Annotated in this window: 15 protein-coding genes and 1 riboswitch; of the genes, 12 read left to right on the top strand and 3 right to left on the bottom strand. The window is 34.2% G+C overall.

The annotated features are described in order from the left end of the window. Positions 1–82: 82 nt before the first annotated feature. The 3 genes from AC5YGG_RS00130 (at position 83) to AC5YGG_RS00120 (ending at position 2,775) form a co-directional block, all read left to right on the top strand. Positions 83–823, top strand: a complete 741-nt coding sequence (locus AC5YGG_RS00130; protein ID WP_496142429.1) for a YebC/PmpR family DNA-binding transcriptional regulator — start codon at positions 83–85, stop codon at positions 821–823. 156 nt (positions 824–979) lie between these two features. Next, a complete protein-coding gene (locus AC5YGG_RS00125) occupies positions 980–1,804 on the top strand; it encodes a UDP-2,3-diacylglucosamine diphosphatase (protein ID WP_496142428.1) in 825 nt (274 codons plus the stop codon). Further along, a complete protein-coding gene (locus AC5YGG_RS00120) occupies positions 1,804–2,775 on the top strand; it encodes a glycosyltransferase family protein (RefSeq protein ID WP_496142427.1) in 972 nt (323 codons plus the stop codon). Before AC5YGG_RS00125 ends, AC5YGG_RS00120 begins: the two co-directional genes overlap by 1 nt. On the opposite strand, the gene AC5YGG_RS00115 is transcribed toward AC5YGG_RS00120, so the two are convergent. Together AC5YGG_RS00115 and AC5YGG_RS00110 are read right to left on the bottom strand one after the other, a co-directional pair. Beyond that, a complete protein-coding gene (locus tag AC5YGG_RS00115) occupies positions 2,764–3,054 on the bottom strand; it encodes a GNAT family N-acetyltransferase (protein ID WP_185288855.1) in 291 nt (96 codons plus the stop codon). The genes AC5YGG_RS00120 and AC5YGG_RS00115 overlap by 12 nt on opposite strands. A 57-nt stretch (positions 3,055–3,111) precedes the next feature. Then, the gene (locus tag AC5YGG_RS00110; RefSeq protein WP_496142426.1) at positions 3,112–3,861 is read right to left on the bottom strand and encodes an RDD family protein; all 750 of its coding nucleotides are present in this window, start codon (positions 3,859–3,861) and stop codon (positions 3,112–3,114) included. A gap of 28 nt (positions 3,862–3,889) precedes the next feature. Here AC5YGG_RS00110 and AC5YGG_RS00105 point away from each other — a divergent pair, with 28 nt between their 5' ends. The 7 genes from AC5YGG_RS00105 to AC5YGG_RS00075 all read left to right on the top strand — a co-directional run bounded on the left by AC5YGG_RS00105 (position 3,890) and on the right by AC5YGG_RS00075 (position 10,858). Beyond that, positions 3,890–4,873 carry a stage II sporulation protein M gene (locus AC5YGG_RS00105; RefSeq protein WP_496142425.1) on the top strand — a complete coding sequence of 328 codons (984 nt, stop codon included), beginning with the start codon at positions 3,890–3,892 and terminating at the stop codon, positions 4,871–4,873. Further along, complete coding sequence (locus AC5YGG_RS00100) at positions 4,857–5,819, top strand: DUF4013 domain-containing protein (RefSeq protein ID WP_496142424.1); 963 nt, start codon at positions 4,857–4,859, stop codon at positions 5,817–5,819. Before AC5YGG_RS00105 ends, AC5YGG_RS00100 begins: the two co-directional genes overlap by 17 nt. Continuing rightward, complete coding sequence (locus tag AC5YGG_RS00095; RefSeq protein WP_496142423.1) at positions 5,812–6,600, top strand: DUF4129 domain-containing protein; 789 nt, start codon at positions 5,812–5,814, stop codon at positions 6,598–6,600. Before AC5YGG_RS00100 ends, AC5YGG_RS00095 begins: the two co-directional genes overlap by 8 nt. An 11-nt stretch (positions 6,601–6,611) precedes the next feature. Beyond that, positions 6,612–7,769 (top strand): DUF4350 family protein, encoded by a 1,158-nt coding sequence (locus AC5YGG_RS00090; protein WP_496142422.1) that lies wholly within the window; start codon positions 6,612–6,614, stop codon positions 7,767–7,769. Between the two features lie 107 nt (positions 7,770–7,876). Then, a complete protein-coding gene (locus AC5YGG_RS00085) occupies positions 7,877–8,908 on the top strand; it encodes an AAA family ATPase (protein WP_496142421.1) in 1,032 nt (343 codons plus the stop codon). 183 nt (positions 8,909–9,091) lie between these two features. Then, complete coding sequence (locus tag AC5YGG_RS00080; RefSeq protein ID WP_496142420.1) at positions 9,092–10,414, top strand: DUF58 domain-containing protein; 1,323 nt, start codon at positions 9,092–9,094, stop codon at positions 10,412–10,414. Between the two features lie 24 nt (positions 10,415–10,438). Further along, complete coding sequence (locus tag AC5YGG_RS00075; protein WP_496142419.1) at positions 10,439–10,858, top strand: OsmC family protein; 420 nt, start codon at positions 10,439–10,441, stop codon at positions 10,856–10,858. 262 nt (positions 10,859–11,120) lie between these two features. Here AC5YGG_RS00075 and AC5YGG_RS00070 read toward each other — a convergent pair whose 3' ends face one another. After that, positions 11,121–13,736, bottom strand: a complete 2,616-nt coding sequence (locus AC5YGG_RS00070) for an MGH1-like glycoside hydrolase domain-containing protein (RefSeq protein WP_496142418.1) — start codon at positions 13,734–13,736, stop codon at positions 11,121–11,123. 188 nt (positions 13,737–13,924) lie between these two features. After that, a riboswitch (SAM riboswitch) is annotated at positions 13,925–14,033 on the top strand. A 60-nt stretch (positions 14,034–14,093) separates the two neighbouring features. Here AC5YGG_RS00070 and AC5YGG_RS00065 point away from each other — a divergent pair. After that, the gene (locus AC5YGG_RS00065) at positions 14,094–15,032 is read left to right on the top strand and encodes an alpha/beta fold hydrolase (protein ID WP_496142417.1); all 939 of its coding nucleotides are present in this window, start codon (positions 14,094–14,096) and stop codon (positions 15,030–15,032) included. A 4-nt stretch (positions 15,033–15,036) separates the two neighbouring features. Continuing rightward, positions 15,037–16,575 (top strand): ACT domain-containing protein, encoded by a 1,539-nt coding sequence (locus AC5YGG_RS00060; RefSeq protein ID WP_496142416.1) that lies wholly within the window; start codon positions 15,037–15,039, stop codon positions 16,573–16,575. Positions 16,576–16,658 lie beyond the last annotated feature (83 nt).

Below are 16,658 nucleotides of genomic sequence, written 5' to 3'. Positions count from 1 at the left end.
AATAATGAATACCTCCAATTTTTTGGAGGTATTTTTTTTTTGTTGACTTTTAAGTAATTTTGTCGAAAATTAAAAAAATAAAATGGGAAGAGCATTTGAATATAGAAAAGCTTCTAAAATGGCCAGATGGGATAAAATGGCTAAAACATTTTCTAAAATAGGTAAAGATATCGCGTTAGCGGTAAAAGCCGGTGGAACAGATCCTGAATCTAATCCAGCATTGAGAAGATGTATCCAGAATGCAAAAGGGGCAAACATGCCTAAGGATAACGTAGAAAGAGCAATTAAAAAAGCTAGTGGGGCAGACGCGGAAAACTATGAAGAAGTTACTTATGAAGGGTACGGACAAGGTGGTGTTGCTTTTTTTGTAGAATGTACTACAAATAATACTACAAGAACTGTAGCCAATGTAAGAGCTGTTTTCAATAAGTTTGATGGTAACCTTGGTAAAAATGGTGAACTGGCATTTATCTTTGACAGAAAAGGAATTTTCACGATTGATTTGACTCAGGTAAAAATGGATTGGGACGATTTTGAAATGGAAATGATCGAGGGGGGAGCAGAAGATGTGGAAAAAGATGAGGAAGAAGTAATGATTACTACAGCATTTGAAGACTTTGGTTCTTTATCCCATAAGTTGGATGAACTTGGAATTGAAGCAAAAAGTGCAGAATTACAAAGAATTCCGAACAATACAAAAGAAGTTACTGAAGAGCAATTCAAAGCAAATATGAAAATGCTTGAACGTTTTGAGGACGATGATGATGTTCAGAATGTTTACCACAATATGGAAATCACAGAAGAGCTGATGAACTCTTTATAAAAAATAATATAGCATTCATATACAGTTAACTTTCAATTAGTTTCTTTGTAAAAATGTAAGAAATGTAAGAAATGTAAGAAATGTTTTAATATTATTCTTTATTAGGAAAAATATTCAGGCATTTTGTCCGAAAAATTTTAAATCGGAAATATACGCATGAAAAGAAACGTTGAATTAGTTGTCATATCGGATGTTCATTTGGGAACTTATGGATGTAAGGCTAAGGAATTGCTGAGATACCTCAATTCCATCCAACCTAAAACATTAGTGTTGAATGGTGATATTATTGATATCTGGCAATTCAAAAAGTCTTACTTCCCTAAACCTCATTTGAAGGTGATTAGAAAAATCCTTTCATTTGCTACAAAAAATACAGACGTTTATTATATTACAGGTAACCATGACGAGATGTTCCGGAAATTTACGGACTTTGAATTGGGAAAGCTTAAAGTCTGTAATAAAATCTGTCTGACGATTGATGAAAAGAAGACCTGGATCTTTCATGGTGATGTTTTCGATGCCTCGGTTCAGCATTCTAAATGGATTGCCAAGCTTGGTGGTAAAGGTTATGACCTCTTAATCATCATTAATAATGTTGTTAATTGGTTTTTGGAGAAAATGGGTAAAGAAAAATATTCATTTTCAAAGAAAATTAAAAACAATGTGAAGAAGGCAGTAAAATATATCGGCGATTTCGAACTTACTGCTTCAGAACTGGCTATAGACAATCAATATGATTATGTCATCTGTGGACATATTCATCAGCCACAAATTCGGGAGGTTATCAACAAAAAGGGATCATGTACTTATCTTAATTCCGGAGACTGGATAGAAAACTTATCTGCATTGGAATACAATAATAAGGAATGGAAAATTTTTTACTATGATGATCATAAACATTTACTAAACGACGATGAGTCAGAGGAAATTCATGAAATGGATAATTCTGCACTGTTGAAAATCGTAACTAATTTTTCCTAATGAAAATTTTGTATGCATTTCAGGGAACTGGTAACGGACATGTAGCCCGTGCACAGGAGATTATACCTCTACTTAAAAAGTATGCTTCAGTTGATACATTAATTAGTGGACATCAGTCGCAATTAAAGGCTGATTTTGACGTTAACTTTCAATATAAAGGAATTTCTCTTCTCTACAATAAAACAGGCGGTTTATCCTATCGTAAAACATTTACAGAAAACAGTTTTATTGATGCTGCAAAAACAATAAGGAATCTGGAACTTTCACAATATGATCTTATCATCAATGATTATGAGCCATTAACGGGCTGGGCATCGAAGTTGAAAAAGTTACCAATGATTGAGCTTAGCCATCAGGCATCAATGAGTTTTCCCGAAACGCCTAAACCAGAAAAGAAAGATTTTCTGGGAGAATTAATATTAAAATATTATGTTCCGAGTGAAAGAAAAATAGGATTTCATTTTGAAAATTACCATCCTCAGATTAAGAAGCCGGTTATTCGTAGAAAAATCAGGAATTTAAATCCTTATAAAAAAGGGTATTATCTTGTTTATCTTCCAAGTTTTGCGGATGAAAATATTATTAAGATTTTAAGAAAGATTCCTGTAGAATGGAAAGTGTTTTCAAAATACAGTAAGGTTCAGGTTAAAGTAAAAAATGTAGAAGTATTTCCAATCGACGAAATTCAGTATCTAAAATACTTTGAAGGCTGCGAGGGTATTTTGTGTAATGCAGGTTTTGAAAGTCCGGCTGAAGCTCTTTTTTTAGGAAAAAAATTATTTGTAATTCCAATCCATAACCAATATGAGCAGGAATGCAATGCTTGTGCTTTGGATAAGATGGGGATTCCCAATTCCAAAGTTTTAAATTTACAGGAAATTATGGAATGGGTAGCGTCTGATCATCACCTGGATGTGGATTACCCTGATGATATTGAAAATATTCTGGTGAATGAAGTTTTAATTCTTTAAGAAAATATCTTCCACATCATTCATTCTCATCATGACAGCTCTTGCATAGGAACAATGAGGGTAAACCTTCCAATTGTTTTCTCTGGCAAATTTTATAGCTTCTTCTACTAAATATTTTCCCATTCCTCTGCCTTCAAATTCAGGGTGAACAAGGACAAAGGAAATAATCAGTTTGTGATCTTCGGGAAAAATAGTATAGGTAAGTCTTCCTACTTCTTTTACTTCGTTATTAAGGGTAAGAACGCCTCCGTTTCCGGATTTATTATTTTCAAATTTCATAATTCAGACTTTAATGTTAAATGTACAAAAATTACACCGGTGGCAGCCCACTTTCTCCTAATTATCTTTTCCTGTGTAATAGTTGTAATCCTTAATAATGACATTGATAAACTGTTTTTCAGTCATTTTGGTAGGATCTATTTCCAGTTTAAGGATGCTTTTGATCTTATTGGATAATTTGTTGATGATCTGTCGGTCATCTGCTCTTACAGCCTTTGTATAATTATCCTTAATAATTCTCATATCATTGTCACTAAGGGCTATAACTTGTGGAAATGACGGAATATAATCTTCATGAATGTTTTCAAGAATAGTATGGGAAATGTTAATATTGTTTTTTAGAGAAATCACTGCTGTACCGGAAGCGATGTCTCCTAAACGTTGATTGTTTTTGGAAACGATCATTGAAATTAAACCTACGGCTCCGGCAAAAGACACATCAACCAGTCTGAATACCCATCGTATCAAATAATCCCCGAAGCTTGCCTGATAGCCGTCAATCTTTACAACACGTATTTTCAGCAGTTTTTTACCGGGAGTCTGTCCTTCCATTAAGCTTTCCAGCACTACTGAGTAAATATAAGCGGGAAAGGTAAGAATTAAATAAACTGCCATTACAGACCAGGTATCCAGCCCGTTCATAATATATCCCAAATCCAGAATATTGAAAAACATATAAAGAACAATCACCACGTAAGCAACCCTTATCAGAAGATCAATAATAAATGCAAGCATTCTTTCTCCTACACTGGCAATAGTAAAGTTAATATTTACATTTTGTGAAGTATTTATCGCAATTTGAGACATAATTTTTATTATTTTAGCCTTTACAATTATGAGAGAAGTTTATTTCATTAAACAAAATAAAGAAAAATGGTTGGGAATAGAACAGGTTATCGATGGGAAAATTAAAAAAAATCCTGACGACCTGTCTTCGTTGTATATTAACCTGATCAATGATCTTTCTTTTGCTCAAACTTACTATCCTAAAAGTAATACTACGGTTTATCTGAATCACCTATCTTCCCAGATTTTCCAGAAGATCTATAAAACGAAACGAGTAGAAGAGAACAGACTGGTTTATTTCTTTAAAACAGAGGTCCCTTTACTGGTGTATCAGTACCGAAGATATTTGTTGTATGCTTTTCTTTTCTTTATCCTGTTCACATCCATAGGTGTGATTTCTGCAGTTTATGATAAGGATTTTGCCAATATTATTCTGGGTGAAAGCTATGTAAATGAAACTATTGAGAATATAAAAAACAACAATGCCGTTGGTGTTTATCAAAGCGGGACAACCTGGGGAACGACTATAGGAATTATTTTCAATAATATTAAGGTGGGGGCAAAGCTCTATATTTACGGAATTGCTGGTGGGGTAGGAACTTTGTTTGCTTTATTATCAAATAGTGTAATGTTGGGATCTTTCCAATATTTTTTCTACGATTACGGAGCACTGAAAGATAGTGCAAGAGGTATTTGGCTTCATGGAGTCTTTGAAATTTTTGCAATGGTAGTAGAAGCAATGTGCGGATTGATTCTAGGTGCTTCTATTTTATTTCCGAGAACTTTTTCAAGATTTAATTCCTTTAAAAAAGGATTTCAGGATTCCTTTAAAATATTTTTAAGTACCATTCCATTTACAATATGTGCCGGAATTATTGAAGGATATGTAACAAGACATGCTTTGAAAATGCCTTTGTTTCTTAATCTGTTGATTATTTTCGGTTCACTTGCAGTGATCGGATTCTACTACTTTGTGTATCCGTCTATTGTCAACAAAAAAACTAATAAACAGATCAATGATACAATTTTATAAAAAAAGAGAATTTGGGACTTTCATTAGTGACAGTTTCAACTTCTTCAAGTTATACGGAAAGAATTATTTAACGAATTATGCCTTGATCAATGGTTTGCTATTGATTTTAATGATAACAATTTTCATATTTGGGTACAAAGAGTTTTTTGTATATTTTTTTGGAGGAAATATTGATGGCGGCAGTTTTTATTTTGAAGAATACTTTTCAAATAATGCAGGATTACTGATTGGAGTAGGGGTTCTGGGGCTATTGCTTTTTATTGTTTTGGCGATTGTGAATTACCTTTATCCTGTGTTTTATATGAAAAGAATTGCTCAGGGTGCCAGGAAAGTAAAGGCTGATGAGATTCTGACAGATTTTAAGCAGAATGCCGGAAGAATTGCAAAGCTTTGTTTGGGGATGATATTTATAGTGACCCCTATAGCATTATTTGTCATAGGCTTTTCCTATGCTCTTATCTTGATTTTCATCGGGATTTTTCTTATCCTGCTTCTATATCCTACTATATTCAATGTCACGACATTCCTGATGTATGATTATTTCAATTCAAAAAGAGGATTCTTAGAAAGTTTAAGTTATTCCATAAGAGCACAGTTTTCGTACCCCAACGGAAGTGAAAAATCTCCGTATTGGAAATACTGGGGCGCAGCATTTGTAATGTTTATCATTATGTATATTGCAACGTCCATTTTTACGATTGTTCCGATGTTTTTCATGTATGGATCACTTCTTACTTCTCCTTCAGACCGAGGATTTGAAGAAAACCCTTTTACAGGGATGTTTGGAATCATATTTTCAATATTTTACGGAATATCAATTCTTATTTCGTTTTTCCTTTCAAATCTGATGTACATCAATGGAGGGTTAATGTATTATGACAGCCGAACAGATCTTCATCAGAAAGTAGAATTAGAAGAAATAGATACTATTGGCATTAATGAATAAAATTCTTTTTTTCATACTATTTTTATTGTCATTTGGCTTTGCGCAGGGTCAGGATGTTGCTCCTGTGGATGATTATCTGGGAGACTCATTGAGTACTGAGCATTATCACAATATGCTGCGGGCAGATTCTGTACTGATGAAGAAGCCGGTAACCGAAAACACTGCTTATCCAAAGCATTTTAAAGAAAATGTTCCGTCAAGATATAAAGGAAATGAATTTGATTATTCTGTATCAAAACCCAGAGAATCCTTTTGGCAAAAGCTGATGAGGAAAGTAGATAAGATTCTGAGAAGTATTTTTGGCGAGACGGTTTTTGCTAAATCTTCAGAATTTACAGTAGCGCTTGTCCGTTTATTTGCTATTATTCTGGTAGGATTTCTTCTTTATTTTATCATTAAATATATCCTTGGAAAAGACGGGAACTTTATCTTCGGTAAAAAGAATAAAAAGCTGGATCTTAATGTAGAAGAATTGCATGAAAATATCCACGAAATTAATTTTCCTGAAAGCATTGCCAAGTTTGAACATGCTGGAGATTATCGTTCGGCAGTGCGGTACCAGTTCTTATTTGCTCTAAAAAAGTTAAGCGATAAAAAACTAATTAACTGGAATCCCGAAAAAACAAATAAAGATTATGTAGCTGAGCTGAAAGTTCAGGATCTTAAAAAAGGATTTTCAGAATTGTCTTATATCTTTGAATATGTCTGGTATGGAGAATTCAGTATTGATGAGCAGAGCTATCAGAAATTTAAAAACCAATATCAGGCATTTAAACCATAACGAAATTAACCATGAATAAAACTTTCAAAATATATGCTGTAATTTTCATCATTGTGATGGTTATTTTGGCGTTGCTTGAAGTTAACAAAAAAGAAACTACAGACTGGCGTAAGAATTTTGATATTAATGCGAAGTCACCATTCGGGTTATTTGTTTTTAATAACGAAGCGAACGATCTTTTCAAGAATAATCTGAAAAAAATCGATCAGGCTCCCTACGAATATTATAATCAGCACAAAAAAGGAAATCATAACATTCTTGTTATTGAGAAAGAGATAGACGGGGAATCATGGAAGAAAATAATGGATGAGGTGTCCAAGGGTTCAGATGCCATGCTGATTATAAGCCGAATACCAAGAAATATTTCAGATAGTATAGGTTTCTATGCTTCAGATATATCTTTTGAAGAACAGAATGTATTGAAGTTTACTGATAAGAAATACCTGAATGATTTTATTAAATTAGATAAATTCCCTTCAGGAAGAGGTTTTTCATTCATCAAGCCGGGGGTAGAGATTCTTGGAAAAACGGTGGAAAAACAGAATGTAGATCAGGCAAACTTTATCAAGATAAAATTCGGAAAAGGGACAATTTATGTGCATAGCGAGCCTCTTTTTCTTACTAATTATTACCTTTTAAAACCTGGGAATGTAAAATATGCTCAGGATATTTTTTCTTATCTTCAGGATAGAGAAACGCTTTGGTTTATCGAAAATAAATCCAATACATCAAGCTTTTTTATGAGGTTTATATTGGGGAATCCAGCCTTGAAATATGCATGGTGGCTATTCTTAGGCGGTCTTCTTCTTTTTATTTTCTTTAATGCTAAAAGAAAGCAGAGAATCGTTCCTGTGATAGAGCCTTTACGAAATACCTCACTGGATTTTGTGAAAAGTATAGGAAATCTTTATCTTCAGGAAGGAGATTTTCATGATATGATGGCGAAGAAGGCACAATACTTCCTGAATAAGGTAAGAATAGACCTGTTGATTGATACGAAAAATTTAGATGAAGAATTTGCCAAAAAACTTCAGTTAAAGACAGGAAAAACAATAGAAATGATCAATGAAGCAATCAGTCTTATTAATAAAGCTCAGGATCCTTATGCCAGTGTGATGAAGGAAGATCTGTCAAGAATTAATAAGCTTCTTGATGAAATACTTAAATAATATAACAATATTATAATGTAACAGTTTACCAATGATAATCAAATACTATTCTTAATGAATATAATTGTTACATTGCTATATTGTTAGATGATAAATTAAATTTTATTATGGAAAACCTTGATAACCCAAACACAGAAAATCAAACTTCTATAAACTTAAATAAAAACGAAGATCAGTTTCAGTCGAGAATTGATATGATTGAGCTTCGTGCAAGCCTTGATAAAGTAAAAACAGAAATAGGTAAAGTAATCGTAGGACAGGAAAGCATGATCGAGCATCTTCTTGCAGCCTTACTTTCCAATGGACACGTTCTTATTGAAGGAGTTCCCGGAGTAGCAAAAACGATTACGGCAAAATTATTGGCAAAAACAATAGATGTAGGATTCAGCAGAATTCAGTTTACGCCGGATCTTATGCCTTCCGATATCTTGGGAACGTCAGTATTCAGCATGAAGAATTCAGAATTTGAATTTAAAAAAGGACCTATTTTCTCCAATTTTATATTGATTGACGAGATCAACAGATCACCGGCAAAAACTCAGGCAGCGTTATTTGAGGTAATGGAGGAAAGACAGATTACTATGGATGGCAACCGTTATATCATGGAAGAACCTTTCCTGGTAGTGGCTACACAAAACCCGATTGAACACGAAGGAACTTACAGACTTCCGGAAGCTCAGCTGGATCGTTTTCTTTTCAAAATCAATGTAGGATATCCTAATCTTGAGCAGGAAATAGCAATTATTAAAAACCAGCACGAAAGCAAAAAAGAAGATAAAACAGAAGTTGTCAACAAGGTAATCACAGCAGAACAGTTGAAAAATTATCAGCATTTGGTAAAGGAAATCATTGTGGAAGCACAATTGATGGAATATATCGCTAAGATTATTATCAACACAAGAGAAAACCAATTCTTATATCTGGGAGCTTCACCAAGAGCATCATTAGCGCTTCTTACTGCTTCCAAGGCATTTGCAGCATTAAGAGGTAGAGATTTTGTAACTCCTGAAGATATAAAAGAAGCTAGTTATGCTGTACTAAGACACAGAGTCATTGTTTCTCCGGAAAGAGAGATGGAAGGGCTTACAGCAGATGAAATTATCCGTCAAATATTAGAAGGAATTGAAATACCAAGATAGGTTGCAGATAATAGATAGGAGGCAGTAGATAGAGTATAAAGTTTAATTGACGTACGAAATACTATCTACAATTTTTAAAATATCAAGAGGAAATTGTGCAGAACTGGAAATACAATTTATAATTTCAAAAAATAAGACCCTTCAGAAACTAAAACCTATAATCTGCAACCTGCAACTTAAATAATGAAAAACTTATACATCAATACCCGCTTTTTCTTTACACTTATCGGAGTGGGAATACTCTATGTTCTTGCATTTTTCTTTCCCGGATTAATGTGGTTGGCTCATATTGTGCTGTTGATCTGTTTTCTTGCTTTTATGGTAGATTATTTACTTGTTTTTAATCAAAAGAATGCTTTGCAGGCTCAAAGAATATTACCTGAAAAATTATCCAATGGTGATGAGAACTTTGTAAAGATTGATATTAAAAATAATTACAGTTTTAAGATTACCACTAAGGTTATTGATGAAATACCCTTTCAGTTTCAGAAAAGAGATTTCCTGATTGAAAAATTGATCCAGGCTGGGGCTAATACTTTCTTTCAGTATTCGTTGGAACCCAAAGAAAGAGGAGAATATCATTTTGGAAACTTAAATATTTACGCTTCATCTCCTTTAGGATTTGTTGCCAGAAGATTTACATTTCAGAAAGATGCGATGTTACCATCTTATCCGTCTTTTATTCATTTAAGAAAATATGAATTGATGGCATTGCAGAGTGAATTTATGCTTGGAGGAATCAAAAAGATCAGAAAACTAGGACACACGATGGAATTTGAGCAGATCAAAGACTATGTTCCGGGTGACGATATCAGAACCATCAATTGGAAAGCGACTTCCAAGACGAACCGATTAATGGTTAATCAGTTTCAGGATGAAAAATCACAGCGTATTTTTATGTTGATTGATAAAGGAAGAACGATGAAAATGCCTTTCAATGGATTAAGCCTTTTAGACTATTCCATTAATGCAACTATGGCATTATCTCACATTATTTTACGAAAAGGTGACAGAGCCGGGATGATGACATTCTCTAAGAAAGGAGAAAATAAAATTGCAGCAGACAATAAATCCGGGCAGCTTAAAAAAATATCGGAAGCACTTTATAATATCAAAACAGATTTCTTTGAAAGTGATTTTAACAGATTGTATCAGGATATAAAATATACAATCAATCAACGAAGCCTTATCCTGCTTTTTACCAATTTTGAAACATTGGACGGATTAAACCGTCAGTTGAAATATCTTCGGGGAATAGCCAAGAATCATCTGTTGGTTGTAGTATTCTTTAAAAACTCAGAATTACAGACTATGATCAACAAGAATCCTGAGAATATGCAGGAAATCTATGATGAAATTGTCGCAGAAAAATTCGAGTTTGAAAAGAAGCTTATCATTCAGGAACTCCGGAAATATGGAATTTATACCGTTTATACACTTCCCGAGAATTTGAATATTGACGTTATCAATAAATATTTGGAGATAAAAGCCAGAGGAATTTTATAATTTTGTATCAAGTAATAAGCAATAATGAAAATAACACTTAACAGAATAAACGACGATTTTTTATTTGAATGCACAAATTCCCAAGGGAACTCTATCCTTTTAGACAATACTTCTCAACCGGGTGCAAAAGGAGTTTCTCCTATGGAGAGCGTATTGATGGCAGTTGCAGGATGTAGCGGAATAGACGTGGTATCCATTTTAAAGAAACAACGTCAGGATATTAAAAGCTTTCAGGCAGAAGTAGAAGGAGAGAGAGTCCAGGTAGATGATGCAAAACCTTTTAAATCCATAAAAGTAAAATTTCTTTTAGAGGGAGAAATTGACCCTAAAAAAGCTTTAAAGGCAGCAGAATTATCTTTTGAAAAATACTGTTCCGTATCAAAAACATTAGAACCGAATGTAGAAATCGGATATGAAGTATTCGTTAACGGAGAAAAAATTTAAAACTATAGTGAGGCTTGAGAGCCTCATTTTTTTTGCCACGAATGCACGAAATTTTTATTAAAGCGCTGATTTAAACGGCAGAATACTATTAATATCCAAAAACTATGTCTATGTGAAGGATTATTAAACGCAGAGGGTTGATAGATTTTATTTGTGAAATTATGCAAGTATAATTTCATTAGTGCATTCGTGGCAAAAAAAAATATATAAAAAGAAAACCAGATGTTTCATCTGGTTTTTATTATTTATTAGCTATTATTCATTAGAAGGTAAGTCTGGGTTTTATCAATTTCGCCACAGTAGCCGTCCAACCCGTTTGGTGAGAAGCACCCACACCACGTCCGTTATCTCCATGGAAATATTCAAAGAAAGTAATATAATCTTTAAAATGTTCATCATAATTGAACTTTGGATTTCCTCCATTAAAGGCACGTTGTCCGTTTTCATCCCTTAAGAAGATCGAACAAAGTCGTTTGCTGATATTCTGTGCTACCTCATCCAGATTTTTCTTCTCTCCGCTTCCGGTTGGGAATTCTACTTTCAGACTATTTCCATAGTAATAATGGAAGCGCTGCAAACTTTCCACAATCAGAAAGTTGATGGGAAACCAAATGGGTCCACGCCAGTTGCTATTTCCACCAAACATTCGGCTGTCGCTTTCTGCAGGAGTATAATACACTACATTTTCATTGCCATGAACCGAGAATACAAACGGATTTTCTTCATAGACTTTAGACATTGCCCGAATTCCGTAAGAACTTAAAAACTCTTTTTCATCAAGCATTCTCGATAAAACTTTTGTGAGTCTGTTTTTACGAAGAATACTCATCAGGTGTTTTCTGCCCTGACCTTCCTCATCCCAGTGAGAAACCAATTTTGTCAGTTCAGGCTTATTTTTTAAGATCCAATCCATTCTGGTTTTGAAGTTTGGCATCTTTTCCAAAAGACGATGATCTACAATTTCAACAGCGAAAAGAGGAATCAATCCAACAATACTTCTTAATCGTAAAGAAACACTGTTTCCGTTTCCAAGCTGAAGAACATCATAGAAAAATCCATCTTCTTCATTCCATAAGCCTTTTGTTCCTTCGCCCAGATTTTCCATAGCCTCAGCGATGTACAGATAATGCTCGAAGAATTTGATCGCCATATCTTCATATACCTGATAATATTGTGCAAGTTCCATGGCAATTCTCATCATATTGAGAGCATACATTGCCATCCAGCTCGTTCCGTCAGCTTGTTCCAGGTGCTGCCCATCCTCTAAAACCATATTTCGGTCAAAAGCTCCGATATTATCCAGCCCAAGAAAGCCACCACCAAAGATATTCTTGCCATTTTTATCCTTTCTGTTTACCCACCATGTAAAATTTAAAAGAAGTTTCTGGAAAACTTTTTCAAGGAATAGCAAATCCGGTTTTCCATTATTTTTTTCATCAATCTTAAAAACTCTGAAGCAAGACCATGCATGGACAGGCGGATTTACATCGCTCATATTCCACTCATAGGCTGGCAGTTGTCCGTTAGGATGCATATACCATTCCTTGGTAAGAAGTAAAAGCTGTCCTTTAGCAAATTCTGCATCTATAATGGATAGAGGAACACAATGGAAAGCGAGATCCCAGGTTGCATACCATGGATATTCCCATTTATCAGGCATGGAAATAATATCTTTATTGTGAAGATGATTCCATTCCGTATTTCTCACATATTCATTAAAGTTTCTTGGAGCTTCAAAATTCGGATCACCTTTCAACCATTTTCCAATGTTGTAATGATAAAACTGTTTGTTCCAAAGAAGTCCAGCGAAAGCTTGTCTCTGAACGTTCTTTTCATCTTCATTCGTCGTATCATTTTGAACTTCATTGTAAAATTCTTCAGCCTCATCTTTTCTGGTATTAAAAATTTCATCAAAATTCTCAAAAGGTTCAGCAGTTGCTTCAGGGCAAAATCTGAATTCAAAAGTTTCAGATTGTCCGGCACCAATTACCTCATCAATTAAAAAAGAAGCTTTAGTTCCTCTTTTTTCTGGATTTACCGTATTACTACGATGGATGATAAAATTATTGATACCATCCTTAAAGTAAGTGTTTTCTGCCTGAGGGGCGCCATACAGCTTTGGAGTATTGGTTTCATTTTCACAAAATACCCTTTGATTATTATCTTTTCTTGAGTAAAACTTCTTGATAGAAATACTGTCGTGTTCGATATTAATACTTCCGTCATGTGAAGCAAACATTTCAGCTTTATAAGTATTGTAACCCCATTTCCAGTTATTTCTGAACCATGCCGTTGGTGCAACTACAATAGGTGCGTCCTGCTGACTTCGGTTACAAACCGTTACCCTTGCCAGAATATCATTGTGATCTGCTTTACAGTATTCTATGAAAATATCAAAATAAGCATCATTATCAAATATCCCTGTATCAAAAATTTCATATTCAGGTTCCTGCTTACTGCGTCTTCCGTTTTCCGCAACCAATTCATCATAAGGAAACGCATTGATCGGATATTTATAAACCATTTTCATATAGCTATGAGTAGGAGTGTTATCCAGATAATAGAATATTTCCTTGATATCTTCTCCATGATTTCCCTGAGGATTGCTCAATCCAAAGAAACGTTCCTTTACAATTCTATCCTTTTTGTTCCAAAACGAAAAAGCAAAACAAAAAAGTTGTTTTACGTCTGAGATTCCGGCAATACCTTCCTCGCCCCATCTGTACGTGTAGCTTTCCGCATTATTATGATTGGTATAGTTCCATGCATTTCCATCCGGACTGTAGTCTTCACGTACATTTCCCCATTGGCGGTTACTTACGTAAGGTCCCCAGTTTTTCCATTTGGTATCTTGTAATCTTTCCTTTTCGGCGATCATATGTCATCATTTTTCAATACGAAGTTAGTTTTTTTGTAAAATAATTCCAATTCCTTTTATCTGAATAATAATTAATATGCCTCTGAAATACTTGTATTTAAGGGCTTTTTTAAATATTAAATTAATTTTTTTTTGATTTTAAAAGAAAAGAACTACCTTTGCACCATTCGTTCATTCAAATATTGAAAATGTTATCAAGAAAGGTTGAGGGATTAGACCCTATGAAACCTTAGCAACCCTTTGCGCAAGCAAAGAAGGTGCTACGTTCTACCAAAGTAATTTTTGGACAGATAACTTACTGAAGTTCTTTTCAGCCATTTCCTGTGGCATTTTCAATTGTATTAAAATATAATAGAATTGAAAACAGAACTAAACTATATTAATCTTTCGTATCAAACCAATTCCCAAAAGGAATACAATATCTCGTTAAGCTATGAGCTTTTCGGGAAAGACCTGTTTACAGCTCCCATTATTTTGATCAATCATGCTTTAACCGGAAATTCAACAGTATCCGGTGACAAAGGTTGGTGGAAACAATTGGTAGGAGAAAACCAGATCGTTGATACAAATAAGTATACAGTTCTGTGTTTCAACATTCCCGGAAACGGATACGATCATTTTTTAATTGAAGACTATGAAAACTTCACCCCTTCAGATATAGCCAATCTATTTTTGAAAGGATTAGAAGATTTACATATTACAAACTTATACGCCATTATCGGAGGCTCACTTGGAGGAGGAATTGCTTGGGAAATGTTAGCAAAGCAACCTAAGCTGGCAGAAATTTTTATTCCCATTGCCTGTGATTACAGAACACATGACTGGCTGCATGCACAATGTCTGGTTCAGAAATTCTTATTAAATGATAAAGAACAGCCATTACAGAAAGCAAGAATTCATGCTATGCTCTGCTACAGAACCCCCGAATCTCTTAACGACAGATTTCAAAATAAATACAATAAGGAAAAACAACGCTTAGAATCAGAAGATTGGTTGATTTATCATGGTAACGCATTAAACGAAAGATTTAGTTTAGAATCTTATAAGCTAATGAATCATCTACTGATGAATATTAATACTGAAGAAGAGGCATTGGAGAAAATAGAGGCACGAATGCACATGATCTCCGTAGATACAGACCTTTTCTTTCCCGCTTCTGAAATCCGAATATGCTTTGAGAAATTAAAAGAGAAAAAGAAGGATGTTTCTTATCACGAGATCCAATCTATACACGGGCATGATGCCTTCCTAATGGAATATCAACAATTAAATAATATCATAAAAAACATTTTATAAAGTAATGAAAAATGCTAACGAAATAAAATTTTTGAAGAACAGATCAATCATCAAATTTGAAGGAGAAGATTTCCTGGGTGAAATCGGAATTGATGGACGAATTTTTAAAGCGCTTACTTTAGCGCGTATCAGTGTGGGAGTGATCTCTCAGCAGGCTATAGAAAACGGAATCTCTATTTTGGTTCACGAAAATGATGCTGAGAAAGCCGTAGCTTGTCTTATTGATGAATTTGAAGAAGAAAGAAAATCAGGGAAAGTATCTCAAATATTTAGTATCAACAATGTTTCTGTGATCGGTTTTGTTGCAGAAGATTCCAATAAAGTATTCGCAGAACTGGCGAGAAACAATGTTTTTCCATTGCTTTTAAATCAGGTGGCAGGAGAAAACAGAGTGAATATTGTAGTGACGTCTTCACAAGACGAGAAAACAAAAAATATCATTGAATCTGAAATTTTCAAAAAACCTAAAACCGTTCATCTTGCCATTATTGGGCACGGAAATGTAGGAAAAACACTGATCCAGCAGGTTCTTGAATCTTCTGAAGAGATCAAAAGACGTAAGAAGATAGACTTAAAAGTAGTTGCTGTAGCCAATTCAAAGAAAATTGCCTTCAACAAAAAAGGTTTTGATAATAACTGGACAGATGAGGTTTTAACAGCAGAACGTCCATCCAATGTACAGGAATTGATCAATTTTTCTAATGAAAATCAATTGGAGAACCTTATCGTTGTAGATAACACAGCAAGTAAGGACTTTGTTAAAAATTATCAGGCACTGGCAGAAAATGGTTTTGATCTGGTTTCTTCCAATAAAATATTCAATACTCTTCCAATCGAAGAATACCGAAAACTAAGATACACGTTGAATAAAAAAAACAGACGTTATCTGTATGAAACCAATGTAGGAGCTGGTCTTCCGTTAATTGATACCATCAAATTATTACACCTTTCAGGAGAAAATATTACAAGAATAAAAGGTGTTTTCTCAGGAACTTTAAGCTATGTTTTCAATAATTTTTCTTTGAGAGATGAAAAATTTTCAACAATCATCAATGAAGCTTTGGAGAAAGGATATACAGAACCGGATCCAAGAGAAGATTTATCAGGAAATGATGTAGCAAGAAAATTATTGATTTTAGCGAGAGAACTGGATCTTATCAATGAATTTGAAGATATCAATATTCAAAATCTTGTTCCGGAAAGCTTACTTGAAGTTTCAAAATCAGAATTCCTTACAAGACTTGAAGAATTAGACGAAGAATACCAAAAGATAAAAGAAAGTCAGGAACCAGGTAATGTATTGAGATACGTAGGTGATTTACATGGTGATTTGCAGAAAGACAAAGGTGAATTGGATGTAAAACTGATTTCTGTTCCTGCAACTTCAGCCTTAGGACAATTGAAGGGATCCGATTCCATCTTTGAAATCTATACAGAGAGCTATGGTGAAAACCCAATTGTTATTATGGGAGCCGGAGCCGGAGCACAAGTGACAGCAAGAGGAGTATTCGGTGATATTTTAAGAGTAAGTGAAACAAAATAAATTAATGTAACAATCTAACAATGTAGTAGTTTACCAATAGCTATCATTGTCATTCTAAGCTAAGCGAAGAATCTCATTGTTAC

This window comes from Chryseobacterium sp. CS2K3, from assembly GCF_059515185.1.
Note: the sequence above shows the minus strand (reverse complement) of the source record. Positions and strands in the feature narration are given on the sequence as shown.